This window comes from Pseudolactococcus plantarum (genome assembly GCF_002441715.1).
GTDB classification, from domain to species: Bacteria; Bacillota; Bacilli; order Lactobacillales; family Streptococcaceae; genus Pseudolactococcus; species Pseudolactococcus plantarum.
Genome location: NZ_JXJX01000001.1, coordinates 97,355 through 115,668, shown reverse-complemented (window position 1 = coordinate 115,668; position 18,314 = coordinate 97,355). Strand labels below are relative to the sequence as shown.

Here is an 18,314-nt window from a genome sequence, read left to right as displayed (position 1 = left end):
ACTATCATACTTTTTAATAAATCATAATTACCTAGATAACACCATAATCCCTTGATATTATTGGGTTCATGGAGTATAATGAAGCATAAAGAAATGGAGGAATATCATGGCAGAAGTAGAATCTTTTCAGCTTGATCACACAAAGGTCTTAGCTCCTTACGTTCGTTTAATTGGTGCAGAAACTGGACCAAAAGGTGATATCATCACTAATTTTGATGTGCGTTTAGTACAGCCTAATGAACAAGAAATTCCAACAGGCGGTTTACATACGATTGAGCATTTGATGGCTAGCCTGATTCGCGATCGTATCGATGGCTTGATTGATTTTTCACCATTTGGTTGTCGGACAGGTTTCCACATGATCATGTGGGGAGATCACGATTCTGAAACGATTGCTAAAGTAATCAAATCTTCTCTTGAAGCAATCGCTACTGAAATCGAATGGTCTGATGTCCCTGGTACAACTATCGAATCTTGTGGTAATTACCGTGATCACTCTTTATGGACTGCAAAAGAATGGTGTAACCTCATTCTTGAACGTGGTATATCATCAGACGCATTTGTTAGAAAGGTTGTTTAAACTATGACTAAGACCCGAGCTCGCCTTAGCCTTTTGAGTACTACTGCATTATTAACAGCACTTGCCATCCTTATCCCGCAAGTCATGCCTAAAATCGTCATCCCACCTGCTAGCTTTACGCTCGCAAGCCATGTTCCGATCATGATCGCCATGTTGATTTCACCACTCGCAGCCGTTGTCGTCTCACTAGGCTCAGCACTCGGTTTCTTAATTTCTGGTTTACCTATCGAAATTACGTTTCGTGCAGCAACACATGTTATTTTTGCCTTGATAGGCTCAACTTTCCTTTGGAAGCATAGAGAATATACGCATGGTGTTAAATTTCAAGTATTTAATGTTGTGATTGCACTCATCCATACCTTAGCTGAGACTGCCATCGTGTATCTCTTACTAACTGTTGGCTTTACGCATCTTGATGGTAGAAATCTAGGCTCACTTCTTTTAATATTAAGTGTTGGTGGCTTTATTCACTCTCTAATTGATTTTAATATCGCCATGTTTATCGCACGCGCGGTTAATAAAGTTTATCCGCTCGCCATATTCAAAAACGATAAATAGCAATCAAAAAAATTAGGACCAAAATCCTAATTTTTTTATTATGTCATATAAAAAAACTGTTTATAGCTCAAATTTGAGACCGTAAACAGTTTTTATTTGATTATTTTTCAGTAAGTGAAGCCAAACCTGGCAATACTTTACCTTCAAGAAGTTCCATAGAAGCACCACCACCAGTAGAGATCCATGAGAATTTATCAGCATAACCAAGATTGATTGCCGCTGCTGCAGAATCACCACCACCGATGATTGATTTAACACCTGGTTGTTTAACGATAGCTTCCATCAAACCAACTGTACCAGCTTGGAAATCAGGGTTTTCAAATACACCAACTGGACCATTCCAAACAACTGTTTTAGCACCTTCAAGTTGTGTGTTGTAGTCAGCAATTGTTTTGCTTGCTACGTCAAGACCCATGAAGCCTTCAGGAATGTTTTGATCAGCAGTTTCTTTAACTTCAGTATAACCAGCAAAAGCGTTAGCAACTTTATGGTCAAGTGGCAAGATTAATTTACCTGCTGCTTTTTCAAGTAATTCTTTAGCAAGATCAAGTTTGTCATCTTCAACAAGTGATGTACCGATTTCGTATCCTTGTGCTTTCAAGAATGTATAAGCCATACCACCACCGATAATTACTTTATCAGCTTTTGATAAAAGGTTTTCGATAACACCGATTTTATCTGAAACTTTTGAACCACCAAGGATGGCAACAAATGGACGTTCTGGCGCTTCAACTGCTTCTTGGATGTAAGCAATTTCGTTTTCAAGTAAGAAACCAGCTACTGCTTTATCAACGTTTGCAGAGATACCAACGTTTGATGCATGTGCACGGTGAGCTGTACCAAAAGCGTCGTTTACAAAGATACCTTCGCCAAGACTAGCCCAGTATTTACCAAGTTCAGGATCGTTTTTAGATTCTTTTTTACCATCGATGTCTTCAAAACGTGTATTTTCAACAAGTAAGATTTCACCGTCTTTAAGTGCTGCGATTGCAGCTTCTAATTCAGCACCACGTGTTGTACCAGTAAATACAACTTCTTTACCAAGTTTTTCAGACAATGCTTTTGCAACTGGTGCAAGTGATTTACCAGCTTTATCAGCTTCTTCTTTTACACGTCCAAGGTGAGAGAAAAGAATTGCACGTCCGCCTTGTTCAAGGATATAGTTAATTGTTGGCAGAGCAGCAGTGATACGATTATCGTTTGTAATCACGCCATCTTTCAAAGGAACGTTAAAGTCCACACGTACGAGTACTTTTTTTCCTTTTAACTCAACGTCTTTTACTGTAAGTTTAGCCATTTTGGTGTTGCCTCCATTAAATTTTGTATGATATAACACTACATGGTTCATTATATCACAAAATCAAGAACCGTGACAAGAATTATTACGGTTTTAAGCACTTATCATAGTGGTATAGACTGTTTGATACTCAGCTTTTTACTTCAACAACTCACATCAAAAAAAGGCAACCCAAATGGGTTACCTTTATATTCTAGTCATTAGAATTTTTTACGTTTACGTGCTGCTTCTGATTTACGTTTACGTTTTACAGAAGGTTTTTCGTAATGCTCACGTTTACGAGCTTCTTGAAGTGTTCCAGCTTTTGTAACTGAACGTTTAAAGCGGCGAAGCGCGTCGTCAAGCGATTCGTTTTTGCGTACGATTGTTTGTGACATAGGATTTCACCTCTTTTCCGTTTCGTAGTTATGCCAAAAGCATACCATGCTAGTTTACCATGTTTTCAGTAAAAGTCAAGTCCTCTAGACAACAACTTTTAAATTTAGGATTTAAACACCCCTGATAGATACCCACTCACTTAAATCCAATCACAATAAACGTGACAATAGCACCGATAACATATACACCATAATAACTCATGAGTAGTAAAGACAAGTTAACTTTTTTAAATCGTTTCGCGACGTATTGTAGGAGATATACCCCAACAAAAATCAGACTGAGTCCTAAAGCGATGCTTTGTCTGGCATTAATCAAACTATCTATGACATTTGTTGTCCTTACTAAAATTGCTCGAGGTAGATAATAATAAAGACTCAAAAAAATAAAATAAAGCATACTAGATGTCAAGTTACTCATAGCTAACCTCTTTTCCTAGTCATGTTTCTAGAACCATCTTACTCTCATGACTTGTAATATCTTGGGAGACACGTCGAATAAAGTTCCCTGAATATTTATCATATAAATCATATGTTGCACGATAAGAGACCTTTCTACTGTACACTTTGTAAGTATTATAAATCCCAGTATAAGGTATACGTACTTCATGGCGATAACTAAAGGCCCAATTAGTTAACACCTTATAATTTGTCCGTCTATGATTTTTTGCGATATATCCACCAGTTCTCAATCTAATAGTAGCGCTATCCATTTGTTCATGACGAGATTCATCAGCATACGTAATTAGGTCATCAGCTGATGCTCTCTAATTTAAAGGTCAGACAAATCACTATGGACAAAATACCTTAAATGAATAATTTTATCTTTTTCATAAAAAACCACCTAAACCTATACTAGCACAAAAAATTAAAAACGCAAACGTTTTCATTTTAGAGGAAAAAGAACACCATGGTTCCCAAAAGATTACGAATCCCTTGCTTCAGTTGATACCATGTCTTTAAAACTTGGTAGTACTTTTGCTAACAAGGGAGTTGGTGTATAAAAAACAAACTTACCTTGCTTTTCACCTACCACGAGCCCCGCTATTTTTAAAAGTTTCAGTTGTTTAGATATATTTGAAGGTGTATAAGATAAAATCTGTGCCAAGGCCTGTGTCGTATTTTTTTCTTCATAGAGATATGACACGATATCAATTCTGACAGGATCACTTAAAGCAAAGAAAATTTTACTAAGTTGTGCGGTATCTATTTTTTTATGTTGACGATTAAGACAATCATAGGTGATAAACAATCCCTTGGCAAACTTCTCAGCAAAAAGATGTGGATAAGTGAAATAACTTGGCGCAAAAAGTAAGGCATCAGCATTTGTAAATCGAATCTGCTCCTCAAATGGTTTTAAGATGACCAACTGATTATCTTGAAACTTGATTCGCTCGATTTGAAGTTGATTGATAAACGTTGAAAAGCCAAAATTATGCATCGCTTGGCTAGCGGCTTCTATTTCTGATAAAAGTACCCTATCAATATGCTTTTCTTCCCAATACGGATTAAAAATAGTCTGTTTATATAGTGTCAAAAATTGCATAAAGCGTTTATAAACACTAGGTGCATCTTGTAAAATATCTGAGATAATGTTTTCACTATCAACTAACTGAAACTCCCCCCATTCTATCCCTTTGGCCAATTCTGGAATAAAGTGACTTTCTCTATTTTCACTCACTTGAGTTAAGATTTTAGCCACTTCTTTTCCTGACATAGTATGCAGTGTCTTTTCAAGCAGCAACAGCTCATTATCTAAAGTAGTGATGACATACTCACGACTAGGCAAAAAAGCAGTGGGTGTGCCTAATTCATAAAACAGCTGAAAATAACGTAGCTCTTGATATAATGCTTTGGTCATCTTTTGTTGCGTATCCACAATCCATTTCATATGTAGCCCATGATGTCTTGGATTAAGTAGGATATGTAAGGAACGAAAAAGTTCATTAAGTGGTGAGTAGACAAACTGGACCCTCTGCATTAATGTTTCTTCACTTTGTGTAGTAAAATTCTCGAAGTTTACTTTTATTGACATCATATCTCCTTGATTGAATAATTGAGCAATCGTTGCTTTTATTATATCGCTTTTCCCTAAAAAAGCGTATGTTAGAGATATATAATAAATAGGTAAGGCATAAAGATATGAATCAAAAACATGTAGACAACAAACTAAATCTCTTTCAGTTTAGCAAAATAGAGAGACAGTCACTCCAAAAATCATGCTTGAGCAAGATGACCGGCCAAAAAGAAGCGTTAATCAGTTTGATAATTAGTCTAGAGGTGAATCATGCAAAAAAATAAAATCATCTCTTTCAACTCTCTGATTATTTTTCTAGCTTGTACCGGCATGTTTCTCTCCACACTTGATACTGGTATCATGACTATCGCTTTGCCCTTTCTCACCAAATATTTTCACACGACACCTACGATTACCACACTGAGTATCTCGGGTTACACCATGACATTAGCAGCTGTCATTATGCTACTGGGCGTGCTAAGTGATCAAATCGGAAAACTAAAAATCTCGATGTTTGGTCTGACGATATTTGGTCTCAGTTCTCTATTAGCAGGGTACGCTACTAATATCAACGCATTGATATGCTTTAGAATTATTCAAGGTATCGGTGCAGCTGGAGTCCAAGCAACTGCCATCGCCTTAATCACAACACATATCGATAAAAAGCATCTCCAAGCAGCCATAGGTACTTTAGGCATTGCTATAGGTCTTGGACCTGTTTTGGGGCCAACTGTTGGCGGAGTGCTACTATTTATGGGGAGTTGGCGATGGATTTTTTGGATTAATGTTCCCATTATCATCGTTTCACTGATGGTAAATGCTTATTTATTAAAACATATCAAAGAGGAAACAAGACAGAGTCAAAAAATCGATAGCTTAGGTGCTGCATTCATTTCTGGGACAATCCTCACGTTACTTTCTGGCCTATCTATCATCCAAACTAATCTGGCAGTAGGCAGCTTATTACTCATAACAGCACTAATACTACTCGTTCTGTTACTGAAAATCGAAAAACAAAAAAATCAAGGATTACTCAACCTAAACGTCTATCAAAACAGTCCTGGTTTAGGGTTATTCTTATTACAAACGACTACTTTTGGATTTACATCCGCACTCATCTTTTTATTTCCACCTTTTCTTCTCGAAAAAATACTAGGTGTCAACTATGGTATGGCAGGGCTATTTATCCTTGGTACACCTATCGGTCTTGTTATTTTCTCAAGAATCAGCAGTAAACATAACAATGGCACAAAAAGTAAACAATTTGTCAGCCTTGGTCTACTACTGATGGGACTATCTTTTCTCTTATTATTCTTGTGTCATCATTTCTTAACCCCTTATCTAGTGACACTTTTTCTGCTACTCTATGGGGTTGGTGGTGGATGTTTTCAACCAGCAAATATTGCTTTAATCACTAGCGCTGTACCAAATACAATCCAAGGAGAAATTAGTTCTCTTCAAAGGATGCTGCAAAACATGGGGATTGCTATCGGTGCGAGTATAGGCGGACTGATTCTATCAGTCAATTTTTCTAAAGTAGATAATATGACAATTGGCTGGCTGATAGGTATCCTAGCATTAGCAATCATGAGCACGATTAGCCTGACATTTCAGGATAAATAGGTGTTTAGAAGATAAAGTGAAGTACCATTTCAACTCTGACTTGATCTCCTGTCATTAGCATAATTGTATTGATATGAGGAAGCTAATCTATTATGCGTGACATCGATGAACAAACAGATTAGGTTTATCAAAAATATCAACTACCTTAACATACACTCATTTATTTCTTATTATTATGTGATATAATTAATTATTGAAATATAAAATACATCTTATTCTAATGAAAGAAATATTTGCTTAGCTAATGAAGACATTAATCAAAAAAAATAGCATACCGTTTATGTTCAGTTTACTCATGAGTATCTATATTATGAGTTCACCTTTGAGATCAGGTGATGCACTACAATTTAAAAGTGATATTAAATCTTTTAATTATCATTACTTATCATTTGCCGTATTTCGATATAAAAATTGGAGTAGTCGATTTTTAATTGAAGCAATCACTGCTTATTTTAGCGTACATGCTATACAGTTTCTTTTATTAATGTTTTGTCTTAGTTTTTTATTCATGTACGCCATCATTCAATTACTAGGATTTAACGATAGCCGATATCACCAATATAAAATAATCATTGCAATACTTGCATTATTCTTTTTTCCTATTAATCTGTTATTTGAAGGTGCTGGTATCATTGCTACGATGGCAAACTACTATGTACCAATGTGTTTAATGGCCTATGTTTTACTTATCTTTAAGCAAGTCACAAAGACCTATATCCTACAACTTTTAGCTTTTTTATTTGCGATTCAACAAGAACAATTTGCTTTATTGGGACTTATCATTTTCTCAGTAGCAATCGGCTATCAAATTTATCAAAAATTATCAGTCTTAAAGTATGTCCCTTTCTTTATCCTATCAATAGGTGGCATCTTATCTGCTAAATTATCACCAGGTAATGCCATACGAAACGCAGTCGAAACCAATGTCAGATTTCCCGAGTTTCAATCTATAAATCTGTTAAGAAAATTAGATATGGGCTTTATTAAGATGTCCTATGATTTACTTTTTAATGGGTCAGTTAGTTTATTTTTCATCTTAATGTTAATCAGTATATTAATTTTTTCAATCATTTGAAAAACACTTCATCAAACCATCGGACTAAGCACTATTATTTTAATCATTGTATTGCCTTATCTTCAACTTTGGACCCCCGCATCTAAAATAAAAATAATATATGATACATTCCCTAAAGATACAAAAGGTAATGTCTTATCAGCCACGGGACACTCTATTGCGACGACATTTCCTGATTTAGCCATGCTTATGCTATTTATAGGTATTATGCTCATGACATGGACTGTCTTAACAACTTATCGAGACAGAATAATTGTGTTCACACTACTGATCGGTGGTGTAGCGACTAAGATGTTATTATCATTAAGTCCAACGATTTATATCTCTGGTATCAGAACTTTTATTCCAATGATTTTTGCTGTATTTTTAATCACAATTTATTTTATCAAGTTAATACTAGAGCAGCTCATCCCCCATCAAGAACAGATAATAGTTAAGTAGTGTGACCCCCAAAATAGAGACTTTTAAAATCAAGTATTCGTACTTGATTTTTTTGTTAATTTGGTAACGACAGTTAAGATTGGGCTGGCAACTTCCAGTTCAATCTCTGATTAACTCGGTCCGTGTTGTGCTAACGTTTCAAATAAACTAAAGACTCGACTGTAATAAACTTCTTGTTTGAATAAAACGAAAAAGTTCTCCATGACTGAAGTATAATGGCAGTTTCCTTGATGACTCACGGATAGGATTTTCAGATAAATATATTAGCATCAATAAAACAAATAGTGAAATATCTAGTTTTTTAAATGTGGAAAAAGGGTCTCCCGTACTCATAATGGAAGAAATTTATTACACAAATAACGGCGAACCTTTTTATTTTACCAAAAATTTTTATCACTATAAACACGCACAATTCTTCCTACAAAGTTAATCAAACCTAATGAAACAAACAGTTTTTCATGTACCTGAACCTACTAACGATTATAAAAGATCGTTTTTTTATTTTATGAAAACCTGTCAATAAATCAGGCATCATCTCGAACGCTAACTTTTTTCAAAACACATCATCGCTTAAATTGTCAAATTATTTGATTTTACTTACATTTTAATATATAATAAAATCAGATCATTTAATTAACGAAGGTTAGATATGTTATTACCGATACCATTTAAACAGGTAACGGAACTAGCATCCCGATCTCATTTCAACTAGTCAATATCTGCCAACTATTGGGTTTGCCCATACTATGGTCAACTTTACAAATTACCATAATAAAGTTCAGACGCGAGATAACAGAGTTGATGTAATCAAGATGATAAAGGAGGAGATTTTATACAGAGATAATATGTTACGCGTAAGCTATCAGTTAGTAAATCAGAGAGAAAATGATTTTAGCAGGACATAAGTTAGAATAGAGGGGAATAAAATGAAAAAAACAGTATTAAGTTGCTTATTATTAGGCTGCCTGATCAGTCAATCAGCGATACCTGTTGCTGCAGCAGCTTCAACAAATTACTTTGAGGTAAAAGATGGCGTTTATGTCGTTAACGACAAACAAAAGACAAAAACATCTAAAACTCTAGAGGATACAATTCCAAAAGATACATTTACCAAAAAATCTGCATCAGATAGAAAAGCGCTCCCTAAAGATGAACAAATTATTGTTGATAGTATAGAAGATTATGTAAATAAAAAAGCAAATCTAAAAAATAGAGCTTTAGCTGGTGATCTGATTGATAATGCAATCGTTGATTTAGCTTTTAATTTTGCATTTAAAAGGGATAATCCATTATTCAATCAGATCTCAAATATATTATCATCTAACGGTGTCGCAGATACGACTTATATTGATTGGTTTAATGCTTTAACAAATAAATCAAAGAGAACACTAACCGTATTAGATGCACCAACTCAAAAAAATATATTATTGCAAGCCAATTATATTGACAACGGATCAAACAAAACAATCATTCTTCATAATGGCTACCGCGCTCCCATGACTGGGATGTTAGACATGGTCAAGTTCTACTCTGATGAAGGGTATAATGTCTTATTGCCAGATACCCGTTCTCATAATAGTAGTGAAGGACAATATATTACTTTTGGTTATTATGAAAAAGACGACTTAAATAAATGGATTAATCAAGAAGCAGAGTTAAATCCTAGTCGAGATATTATCTTAGCTGGTGTCTCTATGGGTGCTGCAACAACTATGTTGTCACAAACTATACCAAATCCCAATGTCAAAGCATACATTGAAGACTGTGGTTATGATAGTCTAGCACAACAATTAAGAGATACCCTTCATCTACTAACACGGTATTTCGAATATATTCCTGTTTTAAATTGGACTGACTGGTATCAAAAAGAAGGACAACTGATTGATAAACTAAATGAACAAAAAGTTAAACCTATTTTAAAATTCAATTTATATGATGTCTCTCCTTTTGATAGTGTGTCAAAAACAGGTATTCCAAAATTATTTATCCACGGTGAAGCTGATAGCTTCATCCCACCTATTGCACAAAATAAATTATATGGCAACGCAATTGGATATAAAGAACGTCTGAGCGTCCCAGGAGCAGCACACGCGTTATCTTTTGTAACTGATTATACACGCTATACAGAAACAGTTCGTTCCTTTATCAAAACTGTCTATAATTTAAATACTAAAATGCCAGTAGTTGCACCTGATGTAAACTTATTACAAAACCCTACTTTTACATTTAATGCAACGAACTTTACCAACTGGGAAACAAGTACTAACTTCGATAACAGTGGATTTTTAACAAATCCACTTGAACGAAATAGCTACTCAGAATTTATCTTGAAAAAATCTGGCACAAAACAAGTTGTAACCGCAGCACAATATAATAATGGCATTCGGTTCTATACTGCCGACAGTTATAATGATGGTCTGGTAGGACAAAATGTTCCTCTTATTTCAGGACAAACTTATGAACTAAGCTTTAATGCTAAAAATGAAACAAATGCTGCCTTCACTTATCCAAATGTTTTGTATGGTATAGACACTGTTAAAAAAGAAGATATCTTAAAAGGTGATCAAACCACCTCTAAATCACTACAATATACAGCAAGCGAAAATAAAGCAGTCAAAGTCAAAATCGGTGCTAAATTAGGACACAATCCTTTTTACGATTTAACACACCACTCTCACACGACTCTTAATGAAGTAAAATTAGTGAATACTGATAGAACACCTCCAACAGGCGTCAACATTACTAATATTACTAAAAAAGGTAACACAATAAACATTTCTGGTAGAGGAGAAGCTAATACAAAAATAGTCATTGAAAACCAAGAAGGAAAGCTCCTTCTAGAAAAAAACACAAACAACAAAGGAGAATTTAGCTTGGACTTAACCAAAGCACAAGCTAGTTTATACCACATTTTTAATGTTGACATCAAAGGAAATAAGAGCGAATCTAGAGTTGTTGTGTTCCAATAAACACTCATCCCAAGATAAAAGTTGTCAATAGATAATTTTTTATCATACAAAAAAGAAACAGTGACACGTCACTGTTTCTTTTTTCGCTTTACATATGCACGCATTATGATGACTAGATTTTTAGAAGTCTGATACGTTATGATAGACTTTTTGAACGTCTTCATCATCTTCCAAAGCATCAATCAGTTTTTCAAACGTTTCCAAATCCTCAGCAGATAATTCTACCTCACTCTGTGGTATCATCTCAAGTTCTGATACACTAAATTCTGATATGCCATACTCACGTAATGCTGCAATTGCTTTGTGTAGGGCTTCTGGTTCAGTATAGACAATGACTTGATCTTCTTGTTGTTCAACATCACGTACATCGATTTCTTTATCTAAAAGATATTCAAAAATCTCATCGACAGTGTTGCCACTAAATCCGATAACACCTGTTTGATCAAATAAGTAAGATACAGAACCTGAAGCACCAAAGTTACCACCATTTTTATTATAGGCAGCACGAACATTAGCAGCAGTCCGGTTAACATTTGTTGTCAATGTGTCAACGATGACCATCGAGCCATTAGGACCAAATCCTTCGTAACGTCCTTCTGTAAAGGTTTCATCACTACTACCTTTAGCTTTATCGATAGCCTTATCAATAATATGACGCGGCACTTGTGCTTGTTTAGCACGTTCAATCGTAAATTTAAGTTTTGTATTTGACTCAGGATCTGGATCACCTTGCTTAGCCGCTGCATAGATTTCTACACCGAATTTAGCGTAAACTTTCGAGTTTGCACCATCTTTTGCTGTTTTTTTTGCAACGATATTCGCCCATTTGCGTCCCATTATATTGCCTTCTTTCTAATCCCTTGATGATTATTCTATACTATTTTATCATATTTTTTTGTGATTGTTTGGTGATGACTAAAAAATTGTTCAGCTTATAGCACATCACCACGCTTGCTATCATTGTAAACTGGTTTACAGGATACCAGTACCGCCTAGAAACGCTATTTGATGATAATCGGTCTGCGCCCAAAGTTTTGCTCTGCTAAATTAGGATTCCCCAACTTGTAGATTTCATCAGCTTGTAGTGTCAAGCTATCTTCATAACTTTTACCCACTTTTGTCACGACATCAAACTTCTTGAGATGAGCTTGACCCGATTCTGAAAAGCCTAGAATATGTGGTTTTGGCTTTACAAAAGCTTGCTTATGGCTGACATTAACCAAAATATAGGTTAATATCCTTCTCACACGTGCTTTTGTATAGCGCTTGGTTGCTACTTGATTTACCAAGTCATCTATCGTATGCACACGTTTTATCTCTCTCTTTAACCTGACAGCAAGCTCTTCATTAACTTGGAAAATATCTATTAATTCTATGATACTAGATGACGTTAACTTGTACTGCAGTAAAGCAAAATAAGCCGACCAAGTCACTTTTGGTGCTGATTGAAACAATTCAAAACTTGGCATCACATCAGACAAATCTTGACCAACATGTGCTCGAATCGCTGTTGCAGAAGCAAATGAAGACAATGCTTGATCATGAAATCCAGCACCCACTCGTGTGACAGCTTGTAAGGTTATTTGTGGACAAATACTCGCAATAGCCTTGGTATAAGCAAGACCTAAAATATGGTTAGGTGTCTCACCATCAAAGTGTATACCTGTAAATTTCTCCCACATTTTTTGTGTTTTTTGAGGATAAGACAAATGATCTGGTAAAGTAGCTAAAAATGCTTGCATCTCTTTTTCTTGTGTCTGATATAAGTGCTTTAGGCCTTGATAATCAACACTTGTGGTATCAGTGCCAAAAACAAGCTGATTAATACCAAGATCAACTAACAGCTCAATCGCATATCTAGCAAAATAATCAGCACTTTGGACACTTGCAAAAAAAGGCAGCTCACAAACAATGTCAGCGCCATTTTCTAAAGCCATTTTTGCACGTACCCATTTATCTACAATTGCAGGTTCTCCACGCTGCATCCAGTTACCACTCATCAAGACAATCTTCAAACCTGAAGCTTGAGACAAAAGATAGCGATGACCATTATGAAACGGGTTGAATTCAGCAATAACACCTGAAATCATGACTTATCCTGCCACTTTTCATAAACCTGCATGGCAATATCAATCTCTTCTTTATGTTTGCCTTTTAATTCTTCATTAATAGACTGTTTTTCAGCTAAAGCTGCACGTTGTTGTTTAGCAAATTTAGCAAATATGGCATCTAAAATTTCACGCATTTGATGGCCCGCATTATCGCGAACATCTTCATCAAATTGCCCTTTTTGATCAGAATAGATAGCAGACATTTTAGCCCATTCATTCATGAAAAACGTATCGATTTCTTGATGAATGTATTTGACTAACTCTTTAGGAGAACTCTTGAGTTCAGCTAAAGCAGCTTGCCTATTTGGTGTAGAAGCATAGCGTTTAATCGGATCTTCAGGAACGTCATATGGAAATCCTTGATCAGCATTTGTTGACGCTTCTGCTAGTTGATCACGTTTTCTTTTACAGTTTTTACGCCTGATCAACCACCAAACAATCAATCCGATAAACAAGATACCTGTTAATGTATCAGATATTTTGGATACCAAACTGAGCATAATCAACCAAAAGATAACCTGTAGCCATCCTGGTATCTTAATAAATTTTGTATTTTGTACTAGATAACCAACAATACCGATTAACACGATTAAAAACCAATAACTCATCTTCTTCTCCTCTCTTTTATCCTTTTATGATTTAGTAATCAATTATATGATAAACTCTTAACCCCAGTATAACATGATTTTAGCTAAGCTCAACATATTATCCTTTATGCGCAATAAAGAACCAACGCGCACTCTCATCTGATTCCGTAGGTATCGTATCCTTAAAATCAGCATGAACACTGATATTCACAAACCCTGCGTTATCTAACATGGTCAAATAATTATCGATCGAATACGTCCGCTCCTCATGCACTTCATCACGCCGTTCAAATTTACCTTCTGCATCCTTAACAAAAAACGTTAATTCATGCGTGATACTATGCGATTTTTCTCCTGGAAAAGAATCCCAGATAAAGGCAAATTCTTCTTCATTTTCATGATAAGCATAGCCTGGAAAAACACGATCAACTTGATGTACACTATGCACATCAAAAATAAAAATACCATCTGGATTAAGGCAATTCCATACGCCATCAAAAACTTCTTGCACTGCTTTACGATCAGGCATATAACAGATACTGTCGCTATAGCACGTTACCGCATCATAGGTCCCAACGTTACTCAAATCTCGCATATCACCTTCGATAAATCCGATGCCTACAGCATCTTCTAATTCTTCCAAGGCACGATTATAAGCGATTGTTAACATCTCTTCTGACAAATCAAGACCAGTCACAGCATAGCCATCTTTAGCAAACTTGATAGACAATTTTCCAGTCCCACAGGCAAGCTCCAAAATATCATGTGTCTGTGGCGGCAAATGATCACGTGAAAATTGATGCCAAGCATTATACAGCTCATCATCCATAATCGTATCATAAACTCGCGCAAATTCTTGATAATTATCCATTTTTCTCTTTTTCTATCTAGTCAGTTACCCATGAGTTAAGGTCAATTTCTGGTGCATCATGCCATAATCTTTCTAAAGCATAAGTCAACCTTGAGTCGTTGTTCATGACGTTGATTACAGTATCAATCAAGTCAATTAAAACCCAACCATCTGCTCCTGACCCTTCTACACCGTGAATATCACCACCATCTTTTTTGATGGCCTCTGTAATATTATCTACGATAGCATCGATCTGGCGGGCATTCATCCCCTCCATCACAACCAGGGTATCCATAACCCCACTCACTTCTCTCATATCAAGTGCTATAATCCCAATCGCTTTTTTAGCATCAGCAGCTTTTACTACTGTTTCTAGTACATTTTGTTCTGTCATTCTATTATTTGTCTTTCTATATTAAGCTTATGAAATATAAGCTAACTCCTATTTTTTGTGCGCAACTTATCTACATACGCATTATAAGTTATAATCGTTTGTGGGTATATCTGAACCTGTTTTTGCGCAAGAAATAAAACGGTATGTAGCGTTTCATAAGCAACAGCAGCATCTAAATCTTCATAAGCTAGTGATCTTGCTGTCTCTACACCCTCAAAGGACCTACTATCCTCGATATAATCCGCAACATATAAAATCTTATCCAGCAAACCCATCTCAGAACTACCGATTGTATGGATTTCTATTGCCCGCAATAGTTCAGGATCAGTGATACCAAAATCTTCTTGTATCTTATAAATCCCAACGACACCATGCCAAATATTATTATTCCACTCCAGTAATGCCGGATCAAGTTTGTATTTATGGATCAAGTCCTTAAAGGTTTCGTCTGTTTCTTCTTTAGCATAATCATGTAGTAAACCAGCTAACTCAGCTTTCTCAACAGCTAAATAGCCCCAATGCTCAGCTAATTTTTTTGCTGTTGCTGCGACATTTTGTACATGTAAAAATCGCTTTTCTGATAAATTTGCCGATAGCTTCTCTAGTAAGTCATCTCGATTAATAGGTGCTCCTATGTTTGCTTCAAAGACCATATAAACTCCGTTCTTTGATAAATTCAAGTACTGCATCAGGTATCAAAAATTGGGGTGTAATGCCTTGATGCATCATCTCTCTTAACCCTGTAGACGAGATAGCTATCTGTGGGACATCCACCCATAAAATAGGCAGAGAAGTACCTGTTCTAAATCCTGGTCTTTGCACACCAACTAGCTGCACTAATTCGGCTAAGGCTACCGCATCCTCGTGTTGTGAAAGATATCCGACCATATCGCTACCCATTATAAAATAAAAATCAGTATCTTGATGATTTTCAGTTAGCTCACGCATTGTTTCAATCAAGGTTTGCGCACGATTATTCAGTCTCGACCTATCGATACCAAACCCGTCATATCCTTTTAAGGCACGTGATAATAGACTAATGATTGTCCCTTTTTTATCATCAAACTCTGGCATAAAAAGGACACGCTCAAGGTTTAACTCTCGGCGTACTTGATCAGCAATCACAAGATGTGCGACATGAATCGGTGCAAATTTTCCAAGAAAAAGACCAATTTGTTTTCGTTTTTTTGTCTGCTGCGAATCAAGTTCAACTTTAGTATAGGGTGTCAGCAGTTCAATTCCCATAACCTCTCCTTTATTGATGTACGATTAATCAAACAGCATCAGGACATTTTTATCACGAAACGTCCAAATACCTACGCCGATCAACTCAGCTGGTCAGCACGGTAACGCTAATGATTGCGTTAAATAGCTTTTACGTCAAGGGAAATCTTGCGATTTTCACGTTTTTCAGCTACCTTGAATACAACCAAAATACGGCCAATTTTTTGAACAACATCAAAAGACATTTCTTCTATTTCTGCTGCCACATCATCAATATCAGCGTCAGAGTTTTGTAAAATTGTGACTTTAATCAGTTCACGTGCATCTAAGGCATTACGAATGCTAGTTTTGATTTCATTTGTTAAGCCACCTTTTCCGATTTGTACAATCGGTGTCAAATGATGCGCTTGCGCGCGAAGGTAGCGTTTTTGTTTTCCTGTTAATTCCATTTTATTCTTTCTGTATGCGCCTTGCGCTAAACTATTGTATCGGTCTGTTATACCAATGCTTTTCGGATTAAGACATCAACACCCTCAGGTACCCATGCCGCAACAACACCATGATTCATGACACGAATCCAGCCCAGACCAGAAAATACAATATCTGATTTTTCTTTGATTGAGAACTCTTTACGAACGAGTTTTGGAAACGTCGCTAAATCATCCGCGTGTGGTGGTGCAAGTAGGCCACCTTTGTGTTTATCATAAAAAGCATCTGCACCATCAAGCTTGGTTCTGTGGATATTAAGATGATTATCGAAAAATCCTGTCATTCCTTGTTTGTCACCCTGAAGATAATCAAATCTAGCTAGACCGCCCATAAACAAGGTTTGACCAGCATTTAATTGGTAGGTTTTTGGTTTGATTTCCTTTTTAGGACTAACTAATTTTAAATCATCTGGCCCTACAAAATGTGCCATCTGATGTCTATGAATAATCCCTGGGGTATCTACGATATAACTACCGTCATCTAACGGAATCTCTATCTTGTCTAGTGTTGTCCCTGGGAAGCGACTCGTTGTGATGACATCACTATCACCTGTGGCGTGTTTGATAATGGCGTTAATCAAAGTTGATTTACCAACATTTGTCACACCAACAACGTAGACATCACGACCATGACGATATTTTTCGATCTCTAACATCAACTCTGATACATCATCTTTATGATGTGCACTTGTGAGGACAATATCAACAGGACGTAAACCTGCTTCATGTGCACGTTCTCGCAACCAGTTTTTGACCTTACTTGATTTAACCGCTTTTGGTAAAATATCACGCTTATTCCCAACCAATAAGATATCATTGTCTGAAACAAATCGAGAAAGACCAGGTATCACCGAGCCATTAAAGTCAAAAATATCAATGACATTAACGACTAATGCATCTGTTTCTCCAACTTCGCTCAATAATCTTAAAAATTCATCATCACTGATATTGACACTTGCGATCTCATTGTAATGGCGGAGACGAAAACACCGCTGACAGTATAATTCTCCAGTCTCAAGACCTTTTTCTAAAGCTGATTTAGGGGTGTAGCCTAAACCCTCTTTCTCTGTCGTCTGTATTTGTACACCACAGCCAATACAGCGTAACTCTTCTACTGCTAAATCGCGTTCTGCCACTCAGGTTCTCCATATTTTTCTATCAATTTCCGCCACACACGACGTTCGCGTGCACGATTTACTTTTGTATTCCATGCATCTGATTCGACAAGGGGCTTGACTAAGACACTACGTATCCCCGCACGTTTAGCTGCCCGTATATCTGTCATGAGCTGATCACCAACCATGATCACATGTTCTGGTTTTTCATCTACTAATGTCAATGCTTTTTTGATGCCAGTATCAAATGGTTTCATTGCACGACTAATAAACGCAACATCAAAGCGTTCGACTGCTCGCTTAACCCGTGCATAATTATTGTTGGACACGACGACAACTTTAATATTTGTCGCTTTCATCTCCTCAAGCCAAGCACGCATCTCATCTGTACCTTCTCGATTATTCCATGCAGTTAATGTATTATCTAAATCTACTAAAACAGCATGAATTTGATGCCGCTTCAAACTTTCAGCATCCAGCTGATAAACAGCTTGTAACAAAAAATCTGGTTTATAATTTTCAATGCTCATGCTTCTTATTATAACATAAAAGCACATCATAGTCTGATGTGCTTTTATCCTATGAAAAAAATGCTAGGAAATTACCTAACA

The 18,314-nt window shown here is 36.2% G+C and carries 21 protein-coding genes and 1 pseudogene; 7 read left to right on the top strand and 15 right to left on the bottom strand.

Annotated features, from left to right (window positions below):
* Positions 1 to 106 precede the first annotated feature (106 nt).
* The gene (locus RU87_RS00560; RefSeq protein WP_068159758.1) at positions 107 to 580 is read left to right on the top strand and encodes an S-ribosylhomocysteine lyase; all 474 of its coding nucleotides are present in this window, start codon (positions 107 to 109) and stop codon (positions 578 to 580) included.
* Between the two features lie 3 nt (positions 581 to 583).
* Complete coding sequence (locus tag RU87_RS00555; protein ID WP_068159760.1) at positions 584 to 1,138, top strand: ECF transporter S component; 555 nt, start codon at positions 584 to 586, stop codon at positions 1,136 to 1,138.
* 100 nt (positions 1,139 to 1,238) lie between these two features.
* On the opposite strand, the gene RU87_RS00550 is transcribed toward RU87_RS00555, so the two are convergent.
* The 4 genes from RU87_RS00550 to RU87_RS00535 all read right to left on the bottom strand — a co-directional run bounded on the left by RU87_RS00550 (position 1,239) and on the right by RU87_RS00535 (position 4,844).
* Positions 1,239 to 2,435 carry a phosphoglycerate kinase gene (locus RU87_RS00550; RefSeq protein WP_068159764.1) on the bottom strand — a complete coding sequence of 399 codons (1,197 nt, stop codon included), beginning with the start codon at positions 2,433 to 2,435 and terminating at the stop codon, positions 1,239 to 1,241.
* A 200-nt stretch (positions 2,436 to 2,635) separates the two neighbouring features.
* Complete coding sequence (gene rpsU / locus RU87_RS00545) at positions 2,636 to 2,812, bottom strand: 30S ribosomal protein S21 (RefSeq protein ID WP_003137442.1); 177 nt, start codon at positions 2,810 to 2,812, stop codon at positions 2,636 to 2,638.
* Positions 2,813 to 2,948: 136 nt separating this feature from the next.
* Positions 2,949 to 3,230 (bottom strand): hypothetical protein, encoded by a 282-nt coding sequence (locus tag RU87_RS00540; protein WP_068159767.1) that lies wholly within the window; start codon positions 3,228 to 3,230, stop codon positions 2,949 to 2,951.
* A gap of 504 nt (positions 3,231 to 3,734) precedes the next feature.
* Positions 3,735 to 4,844 carry an ArsR/SmtB family transcription factor gene (locus RU87_RS00535; RefSeq protein WP_068159769.1) on the bottom strand — a complete coding sequence of 370 codons (1,110 nt, stop codon included), beginning with the start codon at positions 4,842 to 4,844 and terminating at the stop codon, positions 3,735 to 3,737.
* A gap of 252 nt (positions 4,845 to 5,096) precedes the next feature.
* On the opposite strand from RU87_RS00535, the gene RU87_RS00530 reads away from it, so the two are divergent.
* From RU87_RS00530 to RU87_RS09560, 3 genes are all read left to right on the top strand, one after another.
* Positions 5,097 to 6,449: an MFS transporter gene (locus RU87_RS00530; protein WP_068159772.1), complete on the top strand. Its 1,353-nt coding sequence runs from the start codon at positions 5,097 to 5,099 to the stop codon at positions 6,447 to 6,449.
* Positions 6,450 to 6,957: 508 nt separating this feature from the next.
* On the top strand, positions 6,958 to 7,524 hold the full coding sequence (locus tag RU87_RS00525; protein ID WP_167373815.1) for a hypothetical protein: 567 nt from the start codon (positions 6,958 to 6,960) through the stop codon (positions 7,522 to 7,524).
* Between the two features lie 51 nt (positions 7,525 to 7,575).
* A complete protein-coding gene (locus tag RU87_RS09560; RefSeq protein ID WP_143471349.1) occupies positions 7,576 to 7,965 on the top strand; it encodes a hypothetical protein in 390 nt (129 codons plus the stop codon).
* 73 nt (positions 7,966 to 8,038) lie between these two features.
* Here the strand turns inward: RU87_RS09560 and RU87_RS09950 are convergent.
* Positions 8,039 to 8,207, bottom strand: a pseudogene (locus RU87_RS09950) (IS3 family transposase); the annotation flags it as partial.
* Here RU87_RS09950 and RU87_RS09915 point away from each other — a divergent pair.
* Positions 8,171 to 8,395, top strand: a complete 225-nt coding sequence (locus RU87_RS09915) for a UTRA domain-containing protein (protein ID WP_082782106.1) — start codon at positions 8,171 to 8,173, stop codon at positions 8,393 to 8,395. The pseudogene RU87_RS09950 and the gene RU87_RS09915 sit on opposite strands and share 37 nt — an antisense overlap.
* 496 nt (positions 8,396 to 8,891) lie before the next feature.
* On the top strand, positions 8,892 to 10,934 hold the full coding sequence (locus tag RU87_RS00510; RefSeq protein ID WP_068159778.1) for an alpha/beta hydrolase: 2,043 nt from the start codon (positions 8,892 to 8,894) through the stop codon (positions 10,932 to 10,934).
* Positions 10,935 to 11,054: 120 nt separating this feature from the next.
* Here the strand turns inward: RU87_RS00510 and RU87_RS00505 are convergent, their stop codons facing one another.
* The 10 genes from RU87_RS00505 to RU87_RS00460 all read right to left on the bottom strand — a co-directional run bounded on the left by RU87_RS00505 (position 11,055) and on the right by RU87_RS00460 (position 18,233).
* On the bottom strand, positions 11,055 to 11,771 hold the full coding sequence (locus tag RU87_RS00505; protein WP_068159782.1) for a YebC/PmpR family DNA-binding transcriptional regulator: 717 nt from the start codon (positions 11,769 to 11,771) through the stop codon (positions 11,055 to 11,057).
* Between the two features lie 164 nt (positions 11,772 to 11,935).
* The gene (locus tag RU87_RS00500; RefSeq protein WP_068159785.1) at positions 11,936 to 13,024 is read right to left on the bottom strand and encodes a nucleotidyltransferase; all 1,089 of its coding nucleotides are present in this window, start codon (positions 13,022 to 13,024) and stop codon (positions 11,936 to 11,938) included.
* The gene (locus tag RU87_RS00495; RefSeq protein ID WP_068159789.1) at positions 13,021 to 13,653 is read right to left on the bottom strand and encodes a hypothetical protein; all 633 of its coding nucleotides are present in this window, start codon (positions 13,651 to 13,653) and stop codon (positions 13,021 to 13,023) included. Before RU87_RS00495 ends, RU87_RS00500 begins: the two co-directional genes overlap by 4 nt.
* A 97-nt stretch (positions 13,654 to 13,750) precedes the next feature.
* Complete coding sequence (locus RU87_RS00490) at positions 13,751 to 14,503, bottom strand: class I SAM-dependent DNA methyltransferase (protein WP_068159793.1); 753 nt, start codon at positions 14,501 to 14,503, stop codon at positions 13,751 to 13,753.
* 16 nt (positions 14,504 to 14,519) lie between these two features.
* Positions 14,520 to 14,876 (bottom strand): ribosome silencing factor, encoded by a 357-nt coding sequence (gene rsfS, locus RU87_RS00485; protein WP_068159795.1) that lies wholly within the window; start codon positions 14,874 to 14,876, stop codon positions 14,520 to 14,522.
* Between the two features lie 41 nt (positions 14,877 to 14,917).
* Positions 14,918 to 15,529, bottom strand: coding sequence for a bis(5'-nucleosyl)-tetraphosphatase (symmetrical) YqeK (gene yqeK, locus RU87_RS00480; RefSeq protein WP_068159799.1), 612 nt, complete (start codon positions 15,527 to 15,529; stop codon positions 14,918 to 14,920).
* Positions 15,519 to 16,121, bottom strand: a complete 603-nt coding sequence (locus tag RU87_RS00475; RefSeq protein ID WP_068159801.1) for a nicotinate-nucleotide adenylyltransferase — start codon at positions 16,119 to 16,121, stop codon at positions 15,519 to 15,521. Before RU87_RS00475 ends, yqeK begins: the two co-directional genes overlap by 11 nt.
* A 119-nt stretch (positions 16,122 to 16,240) precedes the next feature.
* Positions 16,241 to 16,549: a ribosome assembly RNA-binding protein YhbY gene (gene yhbY / locus RU87_RS00470; RefSeq protein ID WP_068159804.1), complete on the bottom strand. Its 309-nt coding sequence runs from the start codon at positions 16,547 to 16,549 to the stop codon at positions 16,241 to 16,243.
* Between the two features lie 47 nt (positions 16,550 to 16,596).
* Entirely contained in the window at positions 16,597 to 17,724 is a 1,128-nt protein-coding gene (yqeH, locus tag RU87_RS00465; protein ID WP_068159807.1) for a ribosome biogenesis GTPase YqeH, read from the bottom strand.
* Positions 17,706 to 18,233, bottom strand: coding sequence for a YqeG family HAD IIIA-type phosphatase (locus RU87_RS00460; protein WP_068159810.1), 528 nt, complete (start codon positions 18,231 to 18,233; stop codon positions 17,706 to 17,708). Before RU87_RS00460 ends, yqeH begins: the two co-directional genes overlap by 19 nt.
* Positions 18,234 to 18,314 lie beyond the last annotated feature (81 nt).